Consider the following 17,465-nt stretch of genomic DNA (forward strand, 5'->3'; position numbering starts at 1 on the left):
GTCAGTCCCGCCCGGTCTGGTCGAAGGCGACGAAGCGCAGCTCGGAGCTGTACTTGGCGCCGGTGTGGTCGGTCAGCCACGCCTGCTCGGGGTTGGGCAGCATCTCCGACACGGTCAGCCGCGCCGAGGGGTCCTTGCGGGCCAGCCGGCGCGCGGCCTTGGCCAGCACGTTGACGTAGACGGGGCTGTCGAAGTCGACGTAGAACGGCCGCGGCTCGGCGGGGGAGACGATGAAGGCGTAGCGGGGCAGCTCGTGCTCGTCGCGCCACGCCCGCGCGCGCACGAACCGGCGGGCCTCGTGCTTCTCGGCCGCGAACTCCAGCGACTCCGCGGTGAACCGCCAGGTCTCGCGGGCGACCACCACGTTGTCGACGGTCACCCGCGGCGAGTGGTCGCCCGCCGCGCGGAGGCTGAACCGGTCCATGACCCGCGCGGTCAGCGCGTTGCCGAACACGTCGATCACCGGGAACACCGCGCCGTCGGGCAGCACCGCGACCAGGTCGCCGTCGCGCTCCTCGACCAGGACGTCCGCGCCCATCGCGGTGCGCGGGCGGTGCGGGTCGGCGGTGTGGTCGACCATGCCCACCAGGTAGTCCTGCGGCCGGTTGAGCGCCGGGCGGCTGCGGGTGTTCCAGCGCGGCGGCTGCTCCTTGGGCAGCATCGGCATCAGCCGGGGGCCGGGGTAGTCGACGTCGGTCTCGGCCAGCAGCTCGTCCTGGTCGGGGTGCTGCATCACGAACAGCGAGGCGCTCATGGTGTTCACGCCCACGTGCAGCTCGCCCAGCACCAGCTCGAACTCGCCGCGCTCGACCGCGGCCGCGTCCTCGGCGACGACGAACACGTCCGGGCTGATGTAGCGGGCGACGTTCCAGCCCGTGGCGGGCTCCTCGAAGGCCTCGCGGACCTGGTCGGCGATCTCCGCGGACGACAGCCGCACCCGCCGCGCGCCCTCGGGCGCGTCCACGATGGCCTCCCAGCGCCGCTGCAACTCGGCCTGCACGCGGTCGGCGTCGGCGATCGAGTCGGGGTGCGGCACCGGCAGGCACGCCATCCACAGGGACGCCAGGTCGACCACGGGACCCTTGGCGCGCAACGACTCGAACGCCTCCCGCAGGTGTCCCCGGGCGATCTCGGCGTACCGGTTGGTCATCCACCGCGCCGCCGTCAGGCACTGCGCCAGCGGGGTCAGCTCGTCCAGCACGGCCGAGCCCAGCCGGGCGGTCGCGGCCCGGCGCGAGTCGGAGTAGACCAGCGCGCGGTTGGCGGAGGTCTTCGCGCCCTTCTCGCGCTGCGCCGACGTCCGCGTGGTCTCCACGAAGTCGTTCTCCAGCGCGGACATCGCCTCCAGCAACGCGTCGGCGTCGCCCAGCGCCGCCCGCACCCGCTCCCGGCCGCGTCGCAGCACCTCGATCCGGTCCAGCGCCCACCCCCGCACCTCCGGGTCGCCGACCCGCTCGACGATGGCGCGCAGCGCCAGGTCGGGGTGGGCGCTGGCGGGGACGTCGATGCGCCAGGTGACCCAACGCCGGCGCACCAGCTCGTCCAGCGCGTCGAGCACGCCGTCCAGGTCGCGGCCGAGCCGTTCGGCGATCTCCACCGGCTGGTGGGCGCCGTCGCACAGCCGCAGCACGTCCTCCAGGCCGTCGGCCAGCGGGACGGCGGCGCGACCGGGCAGGCTCACCGCGCCGTCGGCGATCCTGGCGAACGACACCCGGCGCGGCGGCACCCACCGGCGCATCCCCGGCTCGGCGCCGATGACCTTGGCCAGCGCGTCGATGCCCCAGCTGGAGAAGTACACCTCCGAGCAGGCCAGGAAGTCCTCGCCCGGCACGGTGGTGATGCCGCGCGGGCCGTCCAGGTCCCAGCTGCCCCAGCCCACCGGGCCGAAGAAGCCGATGGTGTCGTTCTTGACGCAGAACCGCTGCCAGTAGTGCGCCACCAGCTCCTCGCGCTGCCGCGGCATGCTGGTGCGCCCCGCCGCGGTGGGCGTCCACGCCAGGAACGGCGCGATCCCCGAGCCGAGCACCGCCTTGTTCTGCCACGCCAGCGCCGTGCGGAACCTCGGCTGGGAGGCGATGTCCTGCAACTCGCGGGCCGTGCGCACCGCGGCCTCGTCGAAGAACGCCTCGAACTCCTCCCACTCCGGACCCGTCCACCGGTCGCGGGGCGGCACGTCGGTGAACTTGTCGGCGGCCACCCCCAGTCCCGGTGGGGCGAGGCGGAGCACACCGGCGGCCGGGAAACCCGTCCCGCGCAGGGCGAACTGGCTCCACAGCCGCCAACCGCCTCCGGGCAACAGCACCGTTCCAGCCACGCTGACCATCCCTTCCCAGCTCTCCCGAGGGCTTCGTCAGCCCCGCTGCCCCATCCGCTCGCGGAGGCTCCGCGGCCGCATGTCGGTCCACACCCGCTCGATGTGGTCGAGGCAGACCGCGCGCGGCCCCTCGGTCCCGTCGGCGACCCAGCCGGGCGGCAGGTCGCGGTCGGCGGGCCAGATCGAGTACTGCTCCTCGTCGTTGGTGACGACCCGGTACACCCGCTCGTCCTGTGTCATCGGCGCTCCCCGATCGGTCGGTCGCTCTGGTTGCCGGACCGACGATGCCGCCGGGCGGGGCGCCGCAGTAGAGAAGAAAGCGCAGACACGACGGCAACCGCGCCGTGCCGCTTCTTCCCTGGTGAGGGGCCTGTCCCGGCGAGCAGTCTTCGTGGCAACTCAGCTCGCAGGGAGGCCGACAGTGAACGAAGGCGCACCGCACACAGCGACGGACCACGGCGCGGTCTCCTCCGCGCAGCGGCGGCTGTGGTTCCTGGAACAGCTCACCCGTGGCTCCTCCGACAACCTGCTGCCGCTGGCGCTGCGCGTCCGCGGCGCGCTGGACGTGCCCGCGCTGGAGCGGGCGCTGGCCGGGATCGTCGAGCGCCACGAGGTGCTGCGCACCAGGTTCACCGCCGTGGACGGCGAGCCGGTTCCCGTGCTGGACCCGCCGGGCGCGGTCGTGCTGCGCCGCGTCGACGCCCGCGACCCGGAGGAGGTGTTCGCCCGCGAGCTGCGCCGCCCGCTGGACCTGGCGGCGGAGGCGCCGGTGCGGGCGGTGCTGGCGCGCCTGGCCGAGGACGACCACCTGCTGCTGCTGGTCGTGCACCACATCGCCGTCGACGGCTGGTCGTGGGACGTGCTGCTGCGCGAGCTCGACGCGGGGTACCGGGGCGAGGAGCTGCCCGCACCGCGTCACCAGTACGCCGACTTCGCCGCGTGGCAGAACCAGCGGCTCACGCCGGCGCGGGTCGAGCGTCTGCTGGCGCACTGGACCGGGCGCCTGACCGGGGTGGCGTCGCTCGCGCTGCCGACCGACCGCCCCCGGCCCGAGGTCTGGGACGGTTCCGTGGAGCTGGTGCGCTTCCGCGTGCCCGCCGACCTGCTCGCCCGCGTGGACGCCGCCGCCCGCGAGCGCCGGGCCACCCGCTACATGCTGCTGCTCGCGGTCTACCAGTCGTTGCTGGGCCACTACAGCGGGCGCACGGACATCGCGACCTGCACCACGATGGCCGACCGGAGCGGCCCGCTGGACGTGTCGAACCTGGTCGGGCCCTTCGTCAACACCGTGGTGCTGCGCTCGGACCTGGGTGGGCGGCCGTCGTTCGACGCCCTGCTGCGCCGGGTCCGCGACACCGTGCTCAAGGACCTCTCCCACGCCGAGGCGCCGTTCGACCGCGTGGTCGGCGCGCTGGGCATGGAGCGCGACCTGTCCCGCCACCCGCTGGCGCAGGCGTCGTTCACCCTGCTCAACACCGTCCACCAGCCGGCCGCCCTGCGCGGCCTGGACGCGACGCTGGTCGGGGCGCCGCTGGGCGGCACCGACATGGACGTGTTCCTCGACCTCAACCTGATGCCCGACGGCAGCCTCGCCGCCCGCCTCCAGTACGCCACCGCGCTGTTCGACGACGACACGATGCGGCAGTTCGCCGACGGGTTCCTGAGCCTGCTCACCGCCGTGCTCGACGACCCCGACGCACCGGTGGCCGACCTGGCCGCCGCCCTGCCTCCGCTGCCCGGCCGGGCATTGCTGGACTCCTGGGGCGGTCCCGCCGAGACGCCGGCGCCCGCCGCGCCGCTCGTGGTCCGCGGGCACGGTTCGGCCCCGGCGCTGGTGTGCGGCGACGACGTCGTCACCTACGACCGGCTCGACGCCCTGGTGGGCGGGCTGTCCGCGCTGCTGCGCGACTCCGGCGTGCGCCGGGGCGACGCGGTCGGCGTGTGCGTGCCCCGCGGCACGTGGTCGGTGGTGGCCATGCTCGCGGTGTGGCGCGCGGGTGGCGCGTACGTGCCGCTGGACCCGGCCCTGCCGCCCGACCGGCTGGCGTTCATGGTCGCCGACGCCGACGTGCGCTGCGTCGTCGGTGACGCCGACATCGCCGGGGTGCGCCGCGTGTCCGTGGCCGACGTCGTCCCCGACGCCACCGCGCCCGTCGTGACGCCGGACCCGTCCGACCTGGCCTACGTCATCTTCACGTCGGGCTCCTCGGGGCGGCCCAAGGCCGTCGGCGTCGAGCACGGCGCGCTGGCCGCGCACGTGGCCGCCGCCCGCGATCGCTACGGCGTCACCGCCGAGGACCGGGTGCTCGCGTTCTCCTCCTTCTCCTTCGACGCCTCCCTCGACCAGCTGCTGCCGGCGCTGACCAGCGGCGCGACGGTGGTCGTCCGGCCCGACGAGCAGTGGCTGCCCACGCGGGTCCCCGCGATCGTGGCGCGGCACGGCATCACCGTGGCCAACTTCCCGCCGACCTACTGGAGCGAGCTGGCGCTGTCGCTGACCGGCGGCGCGGGGCTGGAGTCGTTGCGGCTGCTCATCCTCGGCGGCGAGGCCGTCCCCACGGGGGCGCTGGCCGCCTGGCTGCGGCACGCGCCGCACGTGCGGGTGCTCAACGCCTACGGCCCCACCGAGACCGTGGTCACCGCCACCACCCACGAGCTCACCGACGCCGACCGCGTCCCCATCGGCCGGTCGCTGGGCGGCAGGCGCGTCCTCGTCGTCGACGAGCACGGTGACCCGGTCGGCCTCGGCGTCCCCGGTGAGCTGCTGGTCGGCGGACCGGAGCTGGCCCGCGGCTACCTCGGCCGCCCGGCGCTGACCGCCGAGCGGTTCGTCCCCGACCCGCGCGGCGGCCGGCTCTACCGCACCGGCGACCTCGTGCGCTGGGGGGCCGAAGGCGACCTGGAGTTCCTGGGCCGGGTCGACGACCAGGTGAAGATCCGCGGCTTCCGGGTGGAGCTGGGCGAGGTCGAGTCGGCGCTGTCGGGCTGCGCGGGCGTGCTGGCCGCGGCGGCGGCGGTCAAGGCCGACCCGCACGGCGGGCAGGTCCTCGTCGGCTACGTCGTCGGCGACGACTCCCTCCCCGGAACGGCCGCGCTGCGGGCGGAGCTGTCGCGCCGGCTGCCGCACTACGCGGTGCCGTCGGAGGTCGTTCGGCTCGACGCCCTGCCCGTGACGGCTTCCGGCAAGCTCGACCGCGCCGCCCTGCCGGACCCCAGGCCCGACCGCGCGGCCACCGGGGCCGCCTACACCGCGCCCCGCGACGACGTCGAGCGCGAGATCGCCCGCATCTGGGGCGAGGTCCTGGGCGTGGACGGCATCGGCATCGACGACGGGTTCTTCGACCTCGGCGGGCACTCGCTGCTCGCCACGATGGCCGTCTCCCGCATCGCCGAGCGCCTGGAGCGCGACGTGGAGCTGCGCACCCTGTTCGAGAACCCGCGCATCCGCGAGTTCGGCCCGCTGGTCGCCGCGGCCCGCCCGGTCACCACCGCCGGCGTCGTCCCGGTCGACCGCGGCGGTCCGCTGCCGATGTCCTTCGCCCAGGAGCGGCTGTGGTTCCTCGACCGCATGTCCGACTCCGGCGAGGACTACGTGCTGTGGTTCTCCTGGCGGGTGCGCGGGCCGCTGGACGCCGACGCCTGGGAAGCCGCGCTGGGTGACGTCGTCGCCAGGCACGAGGTGCTGCGCACCGCCCTGGTCGAGGTCGACGGGCACCCGGTGCAGCTCGTCCACGACGACGTGCCGGCGCCGCTGGAGCGCCACGCGTGCGCCGACGTCGAGGAGGTCCGCGCGCGGGCCAAGGAGTTCGCCGCGGCCCGCTTCGACCTCGACCGCCCGCCGCTGGTCCGCTCCGGCCTGTGGGAGCTGGGGCCCGACGACCACGTGCTGGTGCTGTCGTTCCACCACGTGGCCACCGACGGCTGGTCCAAGGACGTCGTCGTCGATGAGCTGACCCGCTCCTACGTCGCCCGCCTCGCCGGGCGCGCGGCCGACCTGCCCGACGTGCCCGTGCAGTACGGCGACTACGCGGTGTGGCAGCGCGGCCTGCTCGCGTCGGGCTCGCTGGACGCCCAGCTGGAGCACTGGCGGGCGGCCCTGGACGGCGTGCCCGTGCTGGAGCTGCCGACCGACCGCCCCCGCCCGGCCACCCGGTCGGCACGCGGCGGCGCGGTGGAGGTGCCGTTGCCGCGGGAGCTGGCCGCGGGCCTCGACGAGCTGGCCCAGCGCTGCGGCACGACCCGGTTCACGGTGCTGCTGGCGGTGTTCCAGGCGGTGCTGGCCCGCTGGTCGGGGCAGACCGACATCGCGGTGGGCACCCCGGTCGCCGGGCGCGGACGGGTGGAGCTGGAGCGGCTCATCGGGTTCTTCGTCAACACCGTGGTGCTGCGCTCGGACCTGTCCGGCGGACCGTCCTTCGTGGACCTCGTGGCGCGGGTGCGCGGCACGGTGCTGGGCGCCTTCGACAACCAGGACGTGCCGTTCGAGCGGCTGGTGGAGGAGCTGCGGCCCGAGCGCGACCCGTCGCGCAACCCGCTGTTCCAGGTGATGTTCGACGTGCAGGAGAGCGCGGTGTCCACCGGGATGGCCGCGCCGGGCCTGGAGTTCGAGGGCTTCACGCTGCCGTGGGAGTCGGCGAAGTTCGACCTGACGGCGACGTTCCTGCTCGACCCCGACCGGTTCTCGCTGGACGTGGAGTACAGCGCCGACCTGTTCGACGAGGTGTCCGCGGTGCGGCTGGCGGAGCACGTGACCCGCGTGCTGCGGGCCGTGGTCGCCGACCCGCACGCCGACGTCGCCCGCCTCGACCTGCTCTCCCCGCGGGAACGCGCCGCGCTGACCGCCGCGCCGGCGGTCGTGCCGACGCCGCCGCTGAAGGTCTCGGGGGACGCGGGGGACACCGCGCTGGTGTGCGGCGAGCGGACCGTGACCTACGGCGAGCTGGGCGCGCTGGTCGGCGGTCTCGCGTCGGCGCTGGCCGACGCGGGCGTGCGCCGCGGCGACCCGGTCGGCGTGTGCCTCGGCCGGGGCGTGTGGTCGGTGGCGGCGATGCTGGCGGTGTGGCGCGCCGGCGGCGCGTACGTCCCGCTGGACCCGAAGTTCCCGTTGGAGCGGCTGCGGTTCATGCTCGCCGAGGCGGGCGCGCGGCTGGTGGTCGCCGACGGCGGCACGGCGGGCGCGCTGGCCGGGCTGGATGTCGGGATCGTCCCCGTCGAGGGTGTCGTGCCCGCCTCGCGGCCCGCCGCTGGCGTGGACCCCGCCGGCGTGGACCCCGCTGGCGTGGACCTCGCCGACGTGGACCTCGCTGGCGTGGACCCGGCCGGCGTGATCTCCCTCGACGTGGACCCCGGCGACCTGGCCTACGTCATCTTCACCTCCGGCTCCACCGGGCGGCCCAAGGCCGTGGGCGTCGACCACGGCCCGCTCGCCGCGCACGTGGCCGCCGCCCGCGACCTGTTCCGCCTCACGTCCGCCGACCGGGTGCTGTCGTTCGCCTCGCTGTCCTTCGACGCCTCGCTGGAGCAGCTCCTGCCCGCGCTGACCGTCGGCGCCCGCGTGGTGCTGCGGCCCGACGAGGTGTGGTCGGTGGACGAGCTGGCCGCGGAGGTCCGCTCGCACGGCGTCACCGTCGCCGAGCTCACCCCGTCGTACTGGGAGGAGGTCGTGGCCCGCCTCGGCGACCTGGCCGGCGACCTGGCGTCGCTGCGGCTGCTGGTCACCGGCGGCGAGGCGCTGCCCGCCACCCCGCTGGGCCGCTGGTTCGAGCTGCTGCCGCACGTCCCGGTGGTCAACACCTACGGCCCCACCGAATCCGTCATCTCCGCCACCGCCCACGTGGTCACCGCGCCGGTCGCAGGCCGCGTCCCCATCGGCGTCGCGCTGGGCGCGCGCACCCTGCACGTGGTCGACACCCTCGGCCGGCCGGTGCCCGACGGCATTCCCGGCGAGCTCCTCGTCGGCGGACCGGAGCTGGCCCGCGGCTACCTCGGCCACCCCGACCTGACCGCGGAGCGGTTCCCGGCCAACCCGTTCGGCGCGGGCCGCGTCTACCGCACCGGCGACCTCGTGCGCCGCCTGCCCGGTGGGGAGCTGGAGTTCCTCGGCCGGGTGGACGACCAGGTCAAGATCCGCGGGTTCCGCATCGAACCCGGCGAGGTCGAGGCGGTGCTCCAGGGCTGCGCCGGTGTGCGCGGCGCGGCCGTCGTGGTCCGCGAGGTCCGGGGCGACCGCGCCCTGGTCGCCTACGCCGCCGGGGACCACCTCGACGGCGACCGGCTCGCCGCGTGGTGCCGCGACCGGCTCCCCGCCTACCTGGTGCCCTCGGCGTTCGTCGTGCTCGACGCCCTGCCGCTGACCGTGCAGGGCAAGCTCGACACCGCCGCGCTGCCCGACCCCGAGGTCCCCGCGACGGCCGAGTTCGTCCCGCCCACGTCACCCACCGAGGTGGTCCTCGCCCAGATCTGGGCCGAGGTGCTCGGGGTGGAGCGGGTCGGCCTGCACGACGACTTCTTCGCGCTGGGGGGCCACTCCATGCGCGCCGTGGCCGCCGCCTCCCGGGTGCGCGCCGCGTTCGACTGCGCCATCGCGGTGCGCGAGCTGTTCGAGAACCCCACCGTCGCGCTGCTCGCGGCCGAGGTGGAACGCCTGCTGGTCGAGCAGATCTCCGCGATGAGCGACGACGAGATCGACCTGTCCCTGTCGCTTGACGCCGCATTCTGAGACGAACCGGACGGAGCCCGTCATGACCACCTCGGAGATCAACCCCACCCGTTCCGGTCTGTCCCCGGCGGCCCGCGCGCTGCTGGAGCGGCGCCTGCGCGGCCTCACCGCCGCGCCGACCGGCATCCCCCGCCAGGAGCCGCGGCCCGGACGAGCACCCCTGTCCGCGGCGCAGCAGCGCCTGTACTTCCTCGACCAGCTCGCACCGGGCGGCACCGAGTACCTGATGCCCGCCGCGTGGCGGTTGACCGGCCCGCTCGACGCCGCCGCGCTGGCGGGCGCGGTGGACGACCTCGTCGCCCGGCACGAGCAGCTGCGCGTGGTCTTCCCCGCCGAGGACGGCGTGCCGTTCCAGCGGGTCCTGCCGCATGGCGCGCCGATGGCGGTGGTCGAGGCCGACGCCGACGACGTCGCCGGGACCGTGCGGGCCGCCGCCGTGCGCCCGTTCGACCTGGCCGCCGAACCGGCCTTCCAAGCCACGTTGGTGCGCGTCACCGGCACCGACCACGTGCTCGTGCTGGCGATGCACCACATCGTCACCGACGGCTGGTCGCTGGACGTCCTCGTGCGCGACCTGCGCGAGCTGTACCGGGCCCGCCTGGCGGGCGAGGCGCCACGCCTGACGCCCACCCCGATCGAGTACACCGACTACGCGGTGTGGCAGCGCGCCGCCGACGAGACCGCGGACTTGGAGCACTGGCGCACCGCGCTGGCCGGGCTGACGCCGCTGGAGCTGCCCACCGACCACCCGCGCCCGAAGGAGCGCTCGCACGAGGGCGCCGTGCACACCGTCGAGCTGCCCGCCGACCTGGCGGCGGCCGTCACCGCCGCCGACGCCACCCCGTTCACCACGATCATGGCCGCGTTCCAGGCCGCGCTGGGCTTCCACAGCGGGCAGGACGACGTCGCGATCGGCACCATCACCGCCAACCGCGACCGCGCCGAGACCGAGGGGCTGGTCGGGTTCTTCGTCAACACCCTGGTCATGCGCGCCGACCTGTCCGGCGAGCCCACCTGCGCGCAGGTCCTCGACCGCGCCCGGGAACGGGTGCTGGGCGCGCTGAGCCACCAGTCCCTGCCGTTCGAGCGCGTCGTGGACGAGCTGAGCCCCGAGCGCGACCTGTCGCGCAACCCGCTGTTCCAGGTCCTGTTCGCCTACTCCGAGTCCGGCGGCGGCGCCTTCTCGCTCGGGGGGACCGTGGCGCGGGCGTTCCCGATCGCGCTGACCACGGCCAAGTTCGACCTGTCCCTGGAGGCCGTCGGCCACGACGGCGGCTACCGGTTGGCGTTCGTCTACCGCCCCGACCTGTTCGAGCACGACTCCGTGGCGCGGCTGGCCGACCACACCGTCGCCGTGCTGCGGGCGTTCTTCGAGCGTCCCGACGAGCCGCTGGGCTCGGTGCAGCTGCTGGGGGAGGCCGAGCGCGCGTTCCTGCTCGGCCCGGACGGTCCGGCGGCCTCCGGCGCCGCGGCGGGCCTGCCGCGGCTGGTCCTCGACCGGGTGGCCGACCACGTCGCCGCCACCCCGGACGCGATCGCCGTCACCGGTGGCGGCCGGTCGCTGACCTACGCCGAGCTCGACGCCCGTGCCACGGCGCTGGCCTCACGGTTGCGGGCGCTGGGCGCCGGCCGGGAGAGTCTGGTCGGGGTGTGCCTGGCGCGCACCGCCGACCTGGCGGTGGCCCTGCTGGGCGTGTGGCGCGCCGGCGCCGCCTACCTGCCCCTGGACCCGCGCCACCCGCGGCAGCGCGTGGAGTTCACCGTCGCCGACGCGGGCGTGTCGCTGGTCGTGGCCGACGACACCGGCCGCGCCGCGCTGGACGGCCTGCCCGTCACCCTGGTCGACCCGGACGGACCCGGGGTGGACACCGCCTCGGTGGAGGTGCGAGCCGACGACCTGGCCTACGTCATCTACACCTCGGGGTCCACCGGCAAGCCGAAGGGCGTCGAGGTCACGCACGCCAACGCCGCCTGGCTGTTCGACGCCGCCGACCGGATGTTCGACTTCGGCCCCGGTGACGTGTGGTCGCTGATGCACTCCGCGGCGTTCGACTTCTCCGTGTGGGAGCTGTGGGGGCCGCTGAGCAGCGGCGGTCGCGTCGTGGTGCTCACCGGCGAGGAGACCCGCGACCCCGACGCCGTGCACCGGGTGCTGCGCGACGAGGGCGTCACCGTGCTCAGCCAGACCCCGGCCGCCTTCAAGGGCCTGCGCGCGCACCTGGCGCAGCACGGGCACACCTTCGACGGGCTGGCGCTGCGCACCGTCGTGTTCGGCGGGGACGCCTTCGACACCCGCGACTACCGCGACTGGTTCACCGCGCCGGGCCGCAAGCCCGCGCTGGTCAACATGTACGGCATCACCGAGACCACGGTGCACGTCACCTACCGGCTCATCACCGAGGCCGACGTCACCGCGGGTGACGGCGCGGAGCGCTCGCCCATCGGCCGTCCGCTGCCCGGCCAGCACGGCTACGTGCTGGACCGCCACGGTCGCCTGGTTCCGGTGGGCACGGTCGGCGAGCTGCACATCGCGGGCGGCGGCGTGGCCCGCGGCTACCGCAACCGGCCCGAGCTGACCGCCGAGCGCTTCCCGCGCGGCCCGCTGGGCGGGCGCGTCTACAAGACCGGCGACCTGGTGCGGGTGCTGCCCGACGGGCAGCTCGGCTACGTCGGCCGCGCCGACAACCAGGTCAAGATCCGGGGCTTCCGCATCGAGCCCGGCGAGGTCGAGAGCGCCCTCAGCGGCTGCCCGGGCATCGCCGACGCCACCGTCGTCGCCCAGCCGGGACCGCAGGGCGCGCGCCTCGTCGGCCACGTCGTGCTCGCCGAGGGCGCCCGGCTGGACCCGTCCGCGCTGCGCGACCGGTTGCGCGCGAGCCTGCCCGACTACATGGTCCCCGCGCTGTTCGTCCGCCACGACCGGCTCCCGCTGACCTCCAACGGCAAGGTCGACCGCGCGGCCCTGGCCGCCGTCGAGGCGGGCGGCGTGCGCACCCAGCCCGACCACGTGCCGCCGCGCACCCCGACCGAGCGGGCGCTCGCCGCCATCTGGGCGGAGGTCGTCGGCGCCGACCGGGTCGGCCTGGGCGACAACTTCTTCGACCTGGGCGGCGACTCGATCCTCGCCCTGCGCGTCGTCGGCCTCGCCCGCGCGGCCGGCCTCGGGCTGAGCGTGGCCGACCTGTTCCGCGCCCGCACGCTGGGCGACCTCGTCGCGCTGGCGGGCGCCGCGCAGGACGAGCCGGAGCCGGTCGAGCCGTTCTCGCTGCTCGACCCGGCCGACCGCGCCCGGCTGCCGGAGGGCCTGGTCGACGCCTACCCGCTGACCATGCTCCAGGCGGGGATGCTGCACGAGATGCTGGCCGACCCGCACCGCGCGGCCTACCACAACGTCACCGACCTCAAGATCACCGTCCCGGAGGGCTTCGACCTCGCCGCGTTCCAGGCCGCCGCCGACGAGGTGGTGCGCCGGCACGACATCCTGCGGACGTCCATCGACCTGGTGGGCTTCCGCGAGCCGCTGCAACTGGTGCACCCCGCCGCCGAGCTGCCGATCGGCTACTCCGACCTGCGCGGCCTGTCGCGCACCGAGCAGCGCGCGGCGCTGCGCCGGTTCGTCGACGCCGAGTTCGCCCGCCGCTTCGACCTGGCCGCGCCGCCGCTGGTGCGCATCCACCTGCACCGGCTCACCGAGCACGAGCTGAGGCTCACCCTCACCGACTGCCACGTGGTGCTCGACGGCTGGAGCCTCACCTCGCTCATCGCCGACCTGCTCGACCTGCACCGCCAGGCCGTCGAGGGGCGCACGCCGCAGCTGCCGCCGTCGCCGCGCTTCGCCGAGTACGTCGCGCTGGAGCTGGCCGCGCTGGAGTCGCCGGAGGGCCTGGAGTTCTGGCGCGACGAGCTGGAGGAGTTCCGGCCGGTGCGCTTCGGCCACCGCGAATCGCGGTCGGACGAGGTCATCCACGAGGTGCGCCGCTCCTTCGGCGGGCTCACCGAGGCCATCGGGCGGCTGGCGACGCTCGCGGGCGTGCCGCGCCGCACGGTCCTGCTGGCCGCGTTCCACCACACCATGAGCCTGTTCGCCGAGCCGGGCGACCCCGTCGGCGGCCACTCCATCGGCCTGGCCACCAACGGCAGGCCCGAGCAGGAGGGCGCGGACCGGATGCGCGGGCTGTTCCTCAACACCGTGCCGTTCGGCGTGCGCCGCACCGGCGTCACCTGGTTGGACCTGGTGCGCGACACCTTCGTCGCCGAGCAGGACATGCTGCCGCACCGCCGCGTCCCGCTGGCGCGCATGGCGCGCTTCCGCCCCGGCGAGCCCAACCTCGTCGAGGTGATCTTCAACTACGTCAACTTCCACCGGCTCACCAGCGACACCTGGGAGGAGTCGCTGGAGATCGCCCGCACCATGTTCCCGCTGCTGGTCAACACCAGCGTCAACGGCTTCACCCTGGACGTCGACCCCACCCGCGTCGACCCGGCCACCGCCGAGCAGCTCGCCGACGTCTTCCGCGACCTGCTGGAGACGATGGTCGCCGACCCGGAGGGGCCCGTCACCCGGCCCACGATCGCGGGCGCGGCCCGTGACCGGGACCTGGAGTGGTCGCGCGGCCCGGTCGTCCCGCCCGCCGGCACGCCGTTCCACCACCGCGTCGCCGCCCAGGACCGGGACGCGGTCGCCGTCACCCACCTGTCCGAGGCGGGACCGGTCGACCTGGCCTACGGCGAGCTGAACGACCAGGCGCTGCTGCTCGCCGGGCACCTCAAGGCGCTGGGCGTCGGCCCCGAGACCGTCGTCGGCCTCTGCGTCGACCGCGGTCCCGACCTGGTGCGCGCCGTCCTCGGCGTGCTGCACGCGGGCGGCGCCTACCTGCCGATGGACCCGCAGCTGCCCGCGGACCGGCTGGCGTTCATGGCCCGCGACAGCGGGATGCGCGTGCTGCTCACCCAAACGCCGCTGGTGGGCGTCGTCCCGTTCGACGGCCACACGACGCTGCTGGACCGGCCGCTGCCCGCGGACACGACGCCGCTGTCCGCAGTGGACGACGTGGACGGGGAGTCCGCCGCCTACGTCATCTACACCTCCGGCTCGACCGGCACCCCCAAGGGCGTGGTCATCCCGCACCGCGGGCTGGCCAACATGGTCGAGGGACAGCGGGACCTGGTCGAGCCGGGCCCCGCCGACCGGGTGCTCCAGTTCGCCTCCGCGAGCTTCGACGCCTCCATCCTGGAGATGACGTGGTCGCTGGCCAACGGCGGGCGCCTGTGCACCGCGCCCAAGGAGGCGCTGCGGCCCGGACCCGACCTCGCCCGCACCCTGCGCGAACTGCGGGTCACCGCGGGCATGCTCCCGCCCAGCGCGCTGGCGGTCATGCAGGGCGAGGAGTTCCCGGACCTGGCCACCCTCCAGGTCGCGGGGGAGGCGTGCCCCGCCGAGATCGCCGACGCCTGGTCGCGCGGGCGCCGCTTCCACAACGTCTACGGCCTCACCGAGACGTCGGTGTGGTCCACCGCGCAGGTGTGCGAACCCGGCGGCGGCAGGCCGTCGATCGGCTTCCCCATGCGCAACACCACGATGCACGTGCTGGACCCGGACATGCAGCCGGTGCCCGTCGGCGTCCCGGGCGAGATCCACCTGGGCGGCCTGGCCACCGGCCGCGGCTACCTCGACCGGCCCGGCCTCACCGCGGCCACCTACGTGCCCGACCCCTTCGGCCCGCCCGGCTCGCGGCTGTGCCGCACCGGCGACCTGGGCAGGCGCCGTGCCGACGGCTCCGTGGAGTGGATCGGCCGCCGCGACTCCCAGGTCAAGCTGCGCGGCTTCCGCATCGAGCTGGGGGAGGTGGAGCACGCGCTGGGCGAGGTGCCCGGGATCGCCCAGGCCGTGGTGCTGCTGCGCGACCTGCCCGGCGGACCGGCGCTCGTGGCCTACGTCGTCGGCGACGTGTCCGATGTGGACGCGCTGCGGCAGGCGCTGCGCGCGAAGATGCCCGCCTACATGGTGCCCGCGCGGTTCGTCGTCCTCGACGCCATGCCGATCAACCGCAGCGGCAAGGTCGACCGCGGCGCGCTGCCCCTGCCCGGCAGCGGTCGCGGCGACAGCGGCGCCGACTACGTCGCCCCCTCCACCCCGGTCGAGGTGGTGCTCGCCGAGGTCTGGCGCGACGTGCTCGGCCTGGCCGAGATCGGCGTGCACGACGACTTCTTCCGCATCGGCGGCAGCTCCCTGTCCACGGTGAAGGTCGCCGCCACGGCCCGCGCCAAGGGCGTGCCGGTGTCGGTGCGCGACCTCGTGGAGCGCCCGACCATCGCCCAGCTCGCCGCACAGGTCCACCGCGCGGCCCGCGGTGACGCACCCGCCGAGGTGCGCTCGGAGGTCCGGCTGCGCGACGGTGACGGCGCCCCGCTGTACTGCGTGCACCCCACCGGCGGCAGCGCCGCCTGGTTCGTGCCGCTGGCCAGGGCGCTGCCCGAGGGACCCGTCCTGGCGTTCCAGGCCCGCGGCCTGCTCGGCGGCGTGGACCCCACGACCGTGCCGGGCATCGCGGCGAACTACGTGGCGGAGATGGCGGGCGACGGACCGCACGCCGTCCTGGGCTGGTCCATGGGCGCCAACCTCGCCCTGGAGATGGCCACCCAGCTCCACGAGCGGGGACGTGCCGCCGAGCCGCTGGTGCTCGTCGAGCCGTACCTGCCCAACGAGGCCGCACGCACCCGCCTGCTGGGGGTGGCCGGCGACCTCGCCGGGGCGCTGGAACTGCGCGACCGGGTGCGCGCGCTGCCCCCGTCCGACGAGCGCGACCGCGCCGTCACCGAGCTGGAGGAGACCCTGCTGGGCGCCGGGATGTCGCCCAGCGAGGCCGACCTGGTGGAGGACGCGCCCATCGAGGTGTGGCACTCCCTGCTGGCCGCGCTGGCCGACTACGAGCCCCGTCCCCACCCCGGCCACGTCCACCTGGTCGTCGGCTCCGAAGCCGCCGCGATGCCCGACGGCGAGCTGATGCCGGGCCTGGACGTCGGCTTCGCCGAGTACGTCGAGCGCTGGCGCTCCCTCGCCCTGGGCGGCCTGACCGTCCACGTCTCGCCGGGCGACCACATGACCATCCTCGCCGAGCCCAACACCCGCGCGTTCGCGGACCTGCTCGGCGCGATCAGGGCGGAGGCACGCCGATGACCGCGACACTGGAACCCGTCCGGCACGCGCCGGGGTTCACCGAGCGCTACCTGCTCGACCCGGACGTGAACGCCGACCCGTACCCCTACCTCAACTCCCTGCGCGACCACGGGCCCGTCCGCTGGAGCCCGCTGCACCGGGCCTGGCTGGTCACCGGGCACTCCCAGCTCACCCGCGTGCTGCGGGAGCCGGCGGCCTCCGCCGCCCGCGTCGGCCCGATGATGGACGCCGTGCCCGAGGGCGCCCGCGGTGACGCCGAGCGCGCGTTCGACATCCTGTCCCGCTGGATGGTGTTCACCGACGCCCCCGACCACCGGCGGCTCCGGCAGGTGTTCCAGGAGCAGTTCTCGGCCCGAGCGATCAACCGCTACCAGGCGCTCATCGAGCGCGTCACCCGCGCCCTCCTGGCCCGCCGTGCCGTCCCGGGCCGGATCGGCGACCTCGCCGCGGACGTGGCCAAGCCCCTGCCCGCGCTGGTGTTCGCCCGCTGGCTGGGCGTCCCGCAGCAGCACAGCGCGTCGTTCTGGTACTGGAACGCCAGGGTCGGCGACCTCGTGCTCGGCGCGGCGCAGGAGGAGCGCGAGTACCGCACCTCCCTCCAGTCGCTGGTGAACCTGGAGGACTACCTCGCCGACCTGGTGCGGCAACGCCGCGCCGAGCCCCGGGACGACCTCATCAGCGCGGTGCTCGCGGGCGGGCAGGTCGGTGACGGCGTCAGCGAGGTCGAGTTCATCGGGATGCTCACCCAGATGGCCTTCGCGGGCGGCGAGACCACCAGCAACCTCATCGCCAACGCAGTGCGCGCCCTGCTGCTGCACCCCGACCAGCTGGCCGCCGTCCGCGAGGACCCGGAGCTGGCGCGTGCCGTGGTCGAGGAGGCCATGCGGTTCGACGGGCCGTCCAAGATGTCCATCCGCGTCGCCTCGCGCGACTTCGAGCTGGACGGCGACACCGTCCGCGGCGGCGACCGGCTCTTCCTGGTCTCCGCCGCCGCCAACCGCGACCCGGACCGCCACCGCGACCCCGACCGGTTCCTGGTCACGAGGTCCGACACCTCGCACGTGGGCTTCGGGTTCGGCGCCCACTTCTGCATCGGCGCCGCGCTGGCCCGCATGGTCGCCCGCTCGGCGCTGGAGGTCCTCATCACCGAGTACCCGGGCCTGCGCCTCGCCGGCACGCGCCACTCCTGGCAGCTGTCCCTGCTCAACCGCAGCCTCACCGCGCTGCCCGTCCGCTACTGAGCCCCGCAGGCGAGG

The 17,465-nt window shown here is 75.1% G+C and carries 5 protein-coding genes; 3 read left to right on the forward strand and 2 right to left on the reverse strand.

Annotation, left to right across the window (positions count from 1 at the left end):
- Position 1: 1 nt before the first annotated feature.
- A complete protein-coding gene (locus ACRAKH_RS13555) occupies positions 2-2,323 on the reverse strand; it encodes a lantibiotic dehydratase (protein ID WP_380721641.1) in 2,322 nt (773 codons plus the stop codon).
- 27 nt (positions 2,324-2,350) lie between these two features.
- Positions 2,351-2,554 carry an MbtH family protein gene (locus ACRAKH_RS13560; RefSeq protein WP_073896715.1) on the reverse strand — a complete coding sequence of 68 codons (204 nt, stop codon included), beginning with the start codon at positions 2,552-2,554 and terminating at the stop codon, positions 2,351-2,353.
- A 181-nt stretch (positions 2,555-2,735) separates the two neighbouring features.
- On the opposite strand from ACRAKH_RS13560, the gene ACRAKH_RS13565 reads away from it, so the two are divergent.
- Genes ACRAKH_RS13565 through ACRAKH_RS13575 form a run of 3 tightly spaced genes read left to right on the forward strand, consistent with a single transcriptional unit; the run spans position 2,736 to position 17,450 of the window.
- Positions 2,736-9,032 (forward strand): amino acid adenylation domain-containing protein, encoded by a 6,297-nt coding sequence (locus ACRAKH_RS13565; RefSeq protein ID WP_447009857.1) that lies wholly within the window; start codon positions 2,736-2,738, stop codon positions 9,030-9,032.
- 22 nt (positions 9,033-9,054) lie between these two features.
- Entirely contained in the window at positions 9,055-16,209 is a 7,155-nt protein-coding gene (locus tag ACRAKH_RS13570; protein WP_447009858.1) for an amino acid adenylation domain-containing protein, read from the forward strand.
- Entirely contained in the window at positions 16,206-17,450 is a 1,245-nt protein-coding gene (locus ACRAKH_RS13575; RefSeq protein WP_380721633.1) for a cytochrome P450, read from the forward strand. The genes ACRAKH_RS13570 and ACRAKH_RS13575 overlap by 4 nt, the downstream gene beginning before the upstream one ends.
- The last annotated feature ends 15 nt before the right edge of the window (positions 17,451-17,465 follow it).

The organism is Saccharothrix hoggarensis, from assembly GCF_052936025.1.

What these genes read in the sequence shown, in the direction of transcription:
- ACRAKH_RS13555 (WP_380721641.1), bottom strand. Translation starts at nt 2,323, where the DNA reads ATGGTCAGCGTGGCTGGAACGGTGCTGTTGCCCGGAGGCGGTTGGCGG.
- ACRAKH_RS13560 (WP_073896715.1), bottom strand. Translation starts at nt 2,554, where the DNA reads ATGACACAGGACGAGCGGGTGTACCGGGTCGTCACCAACGACGAGGAG.
- ACRAKH_RS13570 (WP_447009858.1), top strand. Translation starts at nt 9,055, where the DNA reads ATGACCACCTCGGAGATCAACCCCACCCGTTCCGGTCTGTCCCCGGCG.
- ACRAKH_RS13575 (WP_380721633.1), top strand. Translation starts at nt 16,206, where the DNA reads ATGACCGCGACACTGGAACCCGTCCGGCACGCGCCGGGGTTCACCGAG.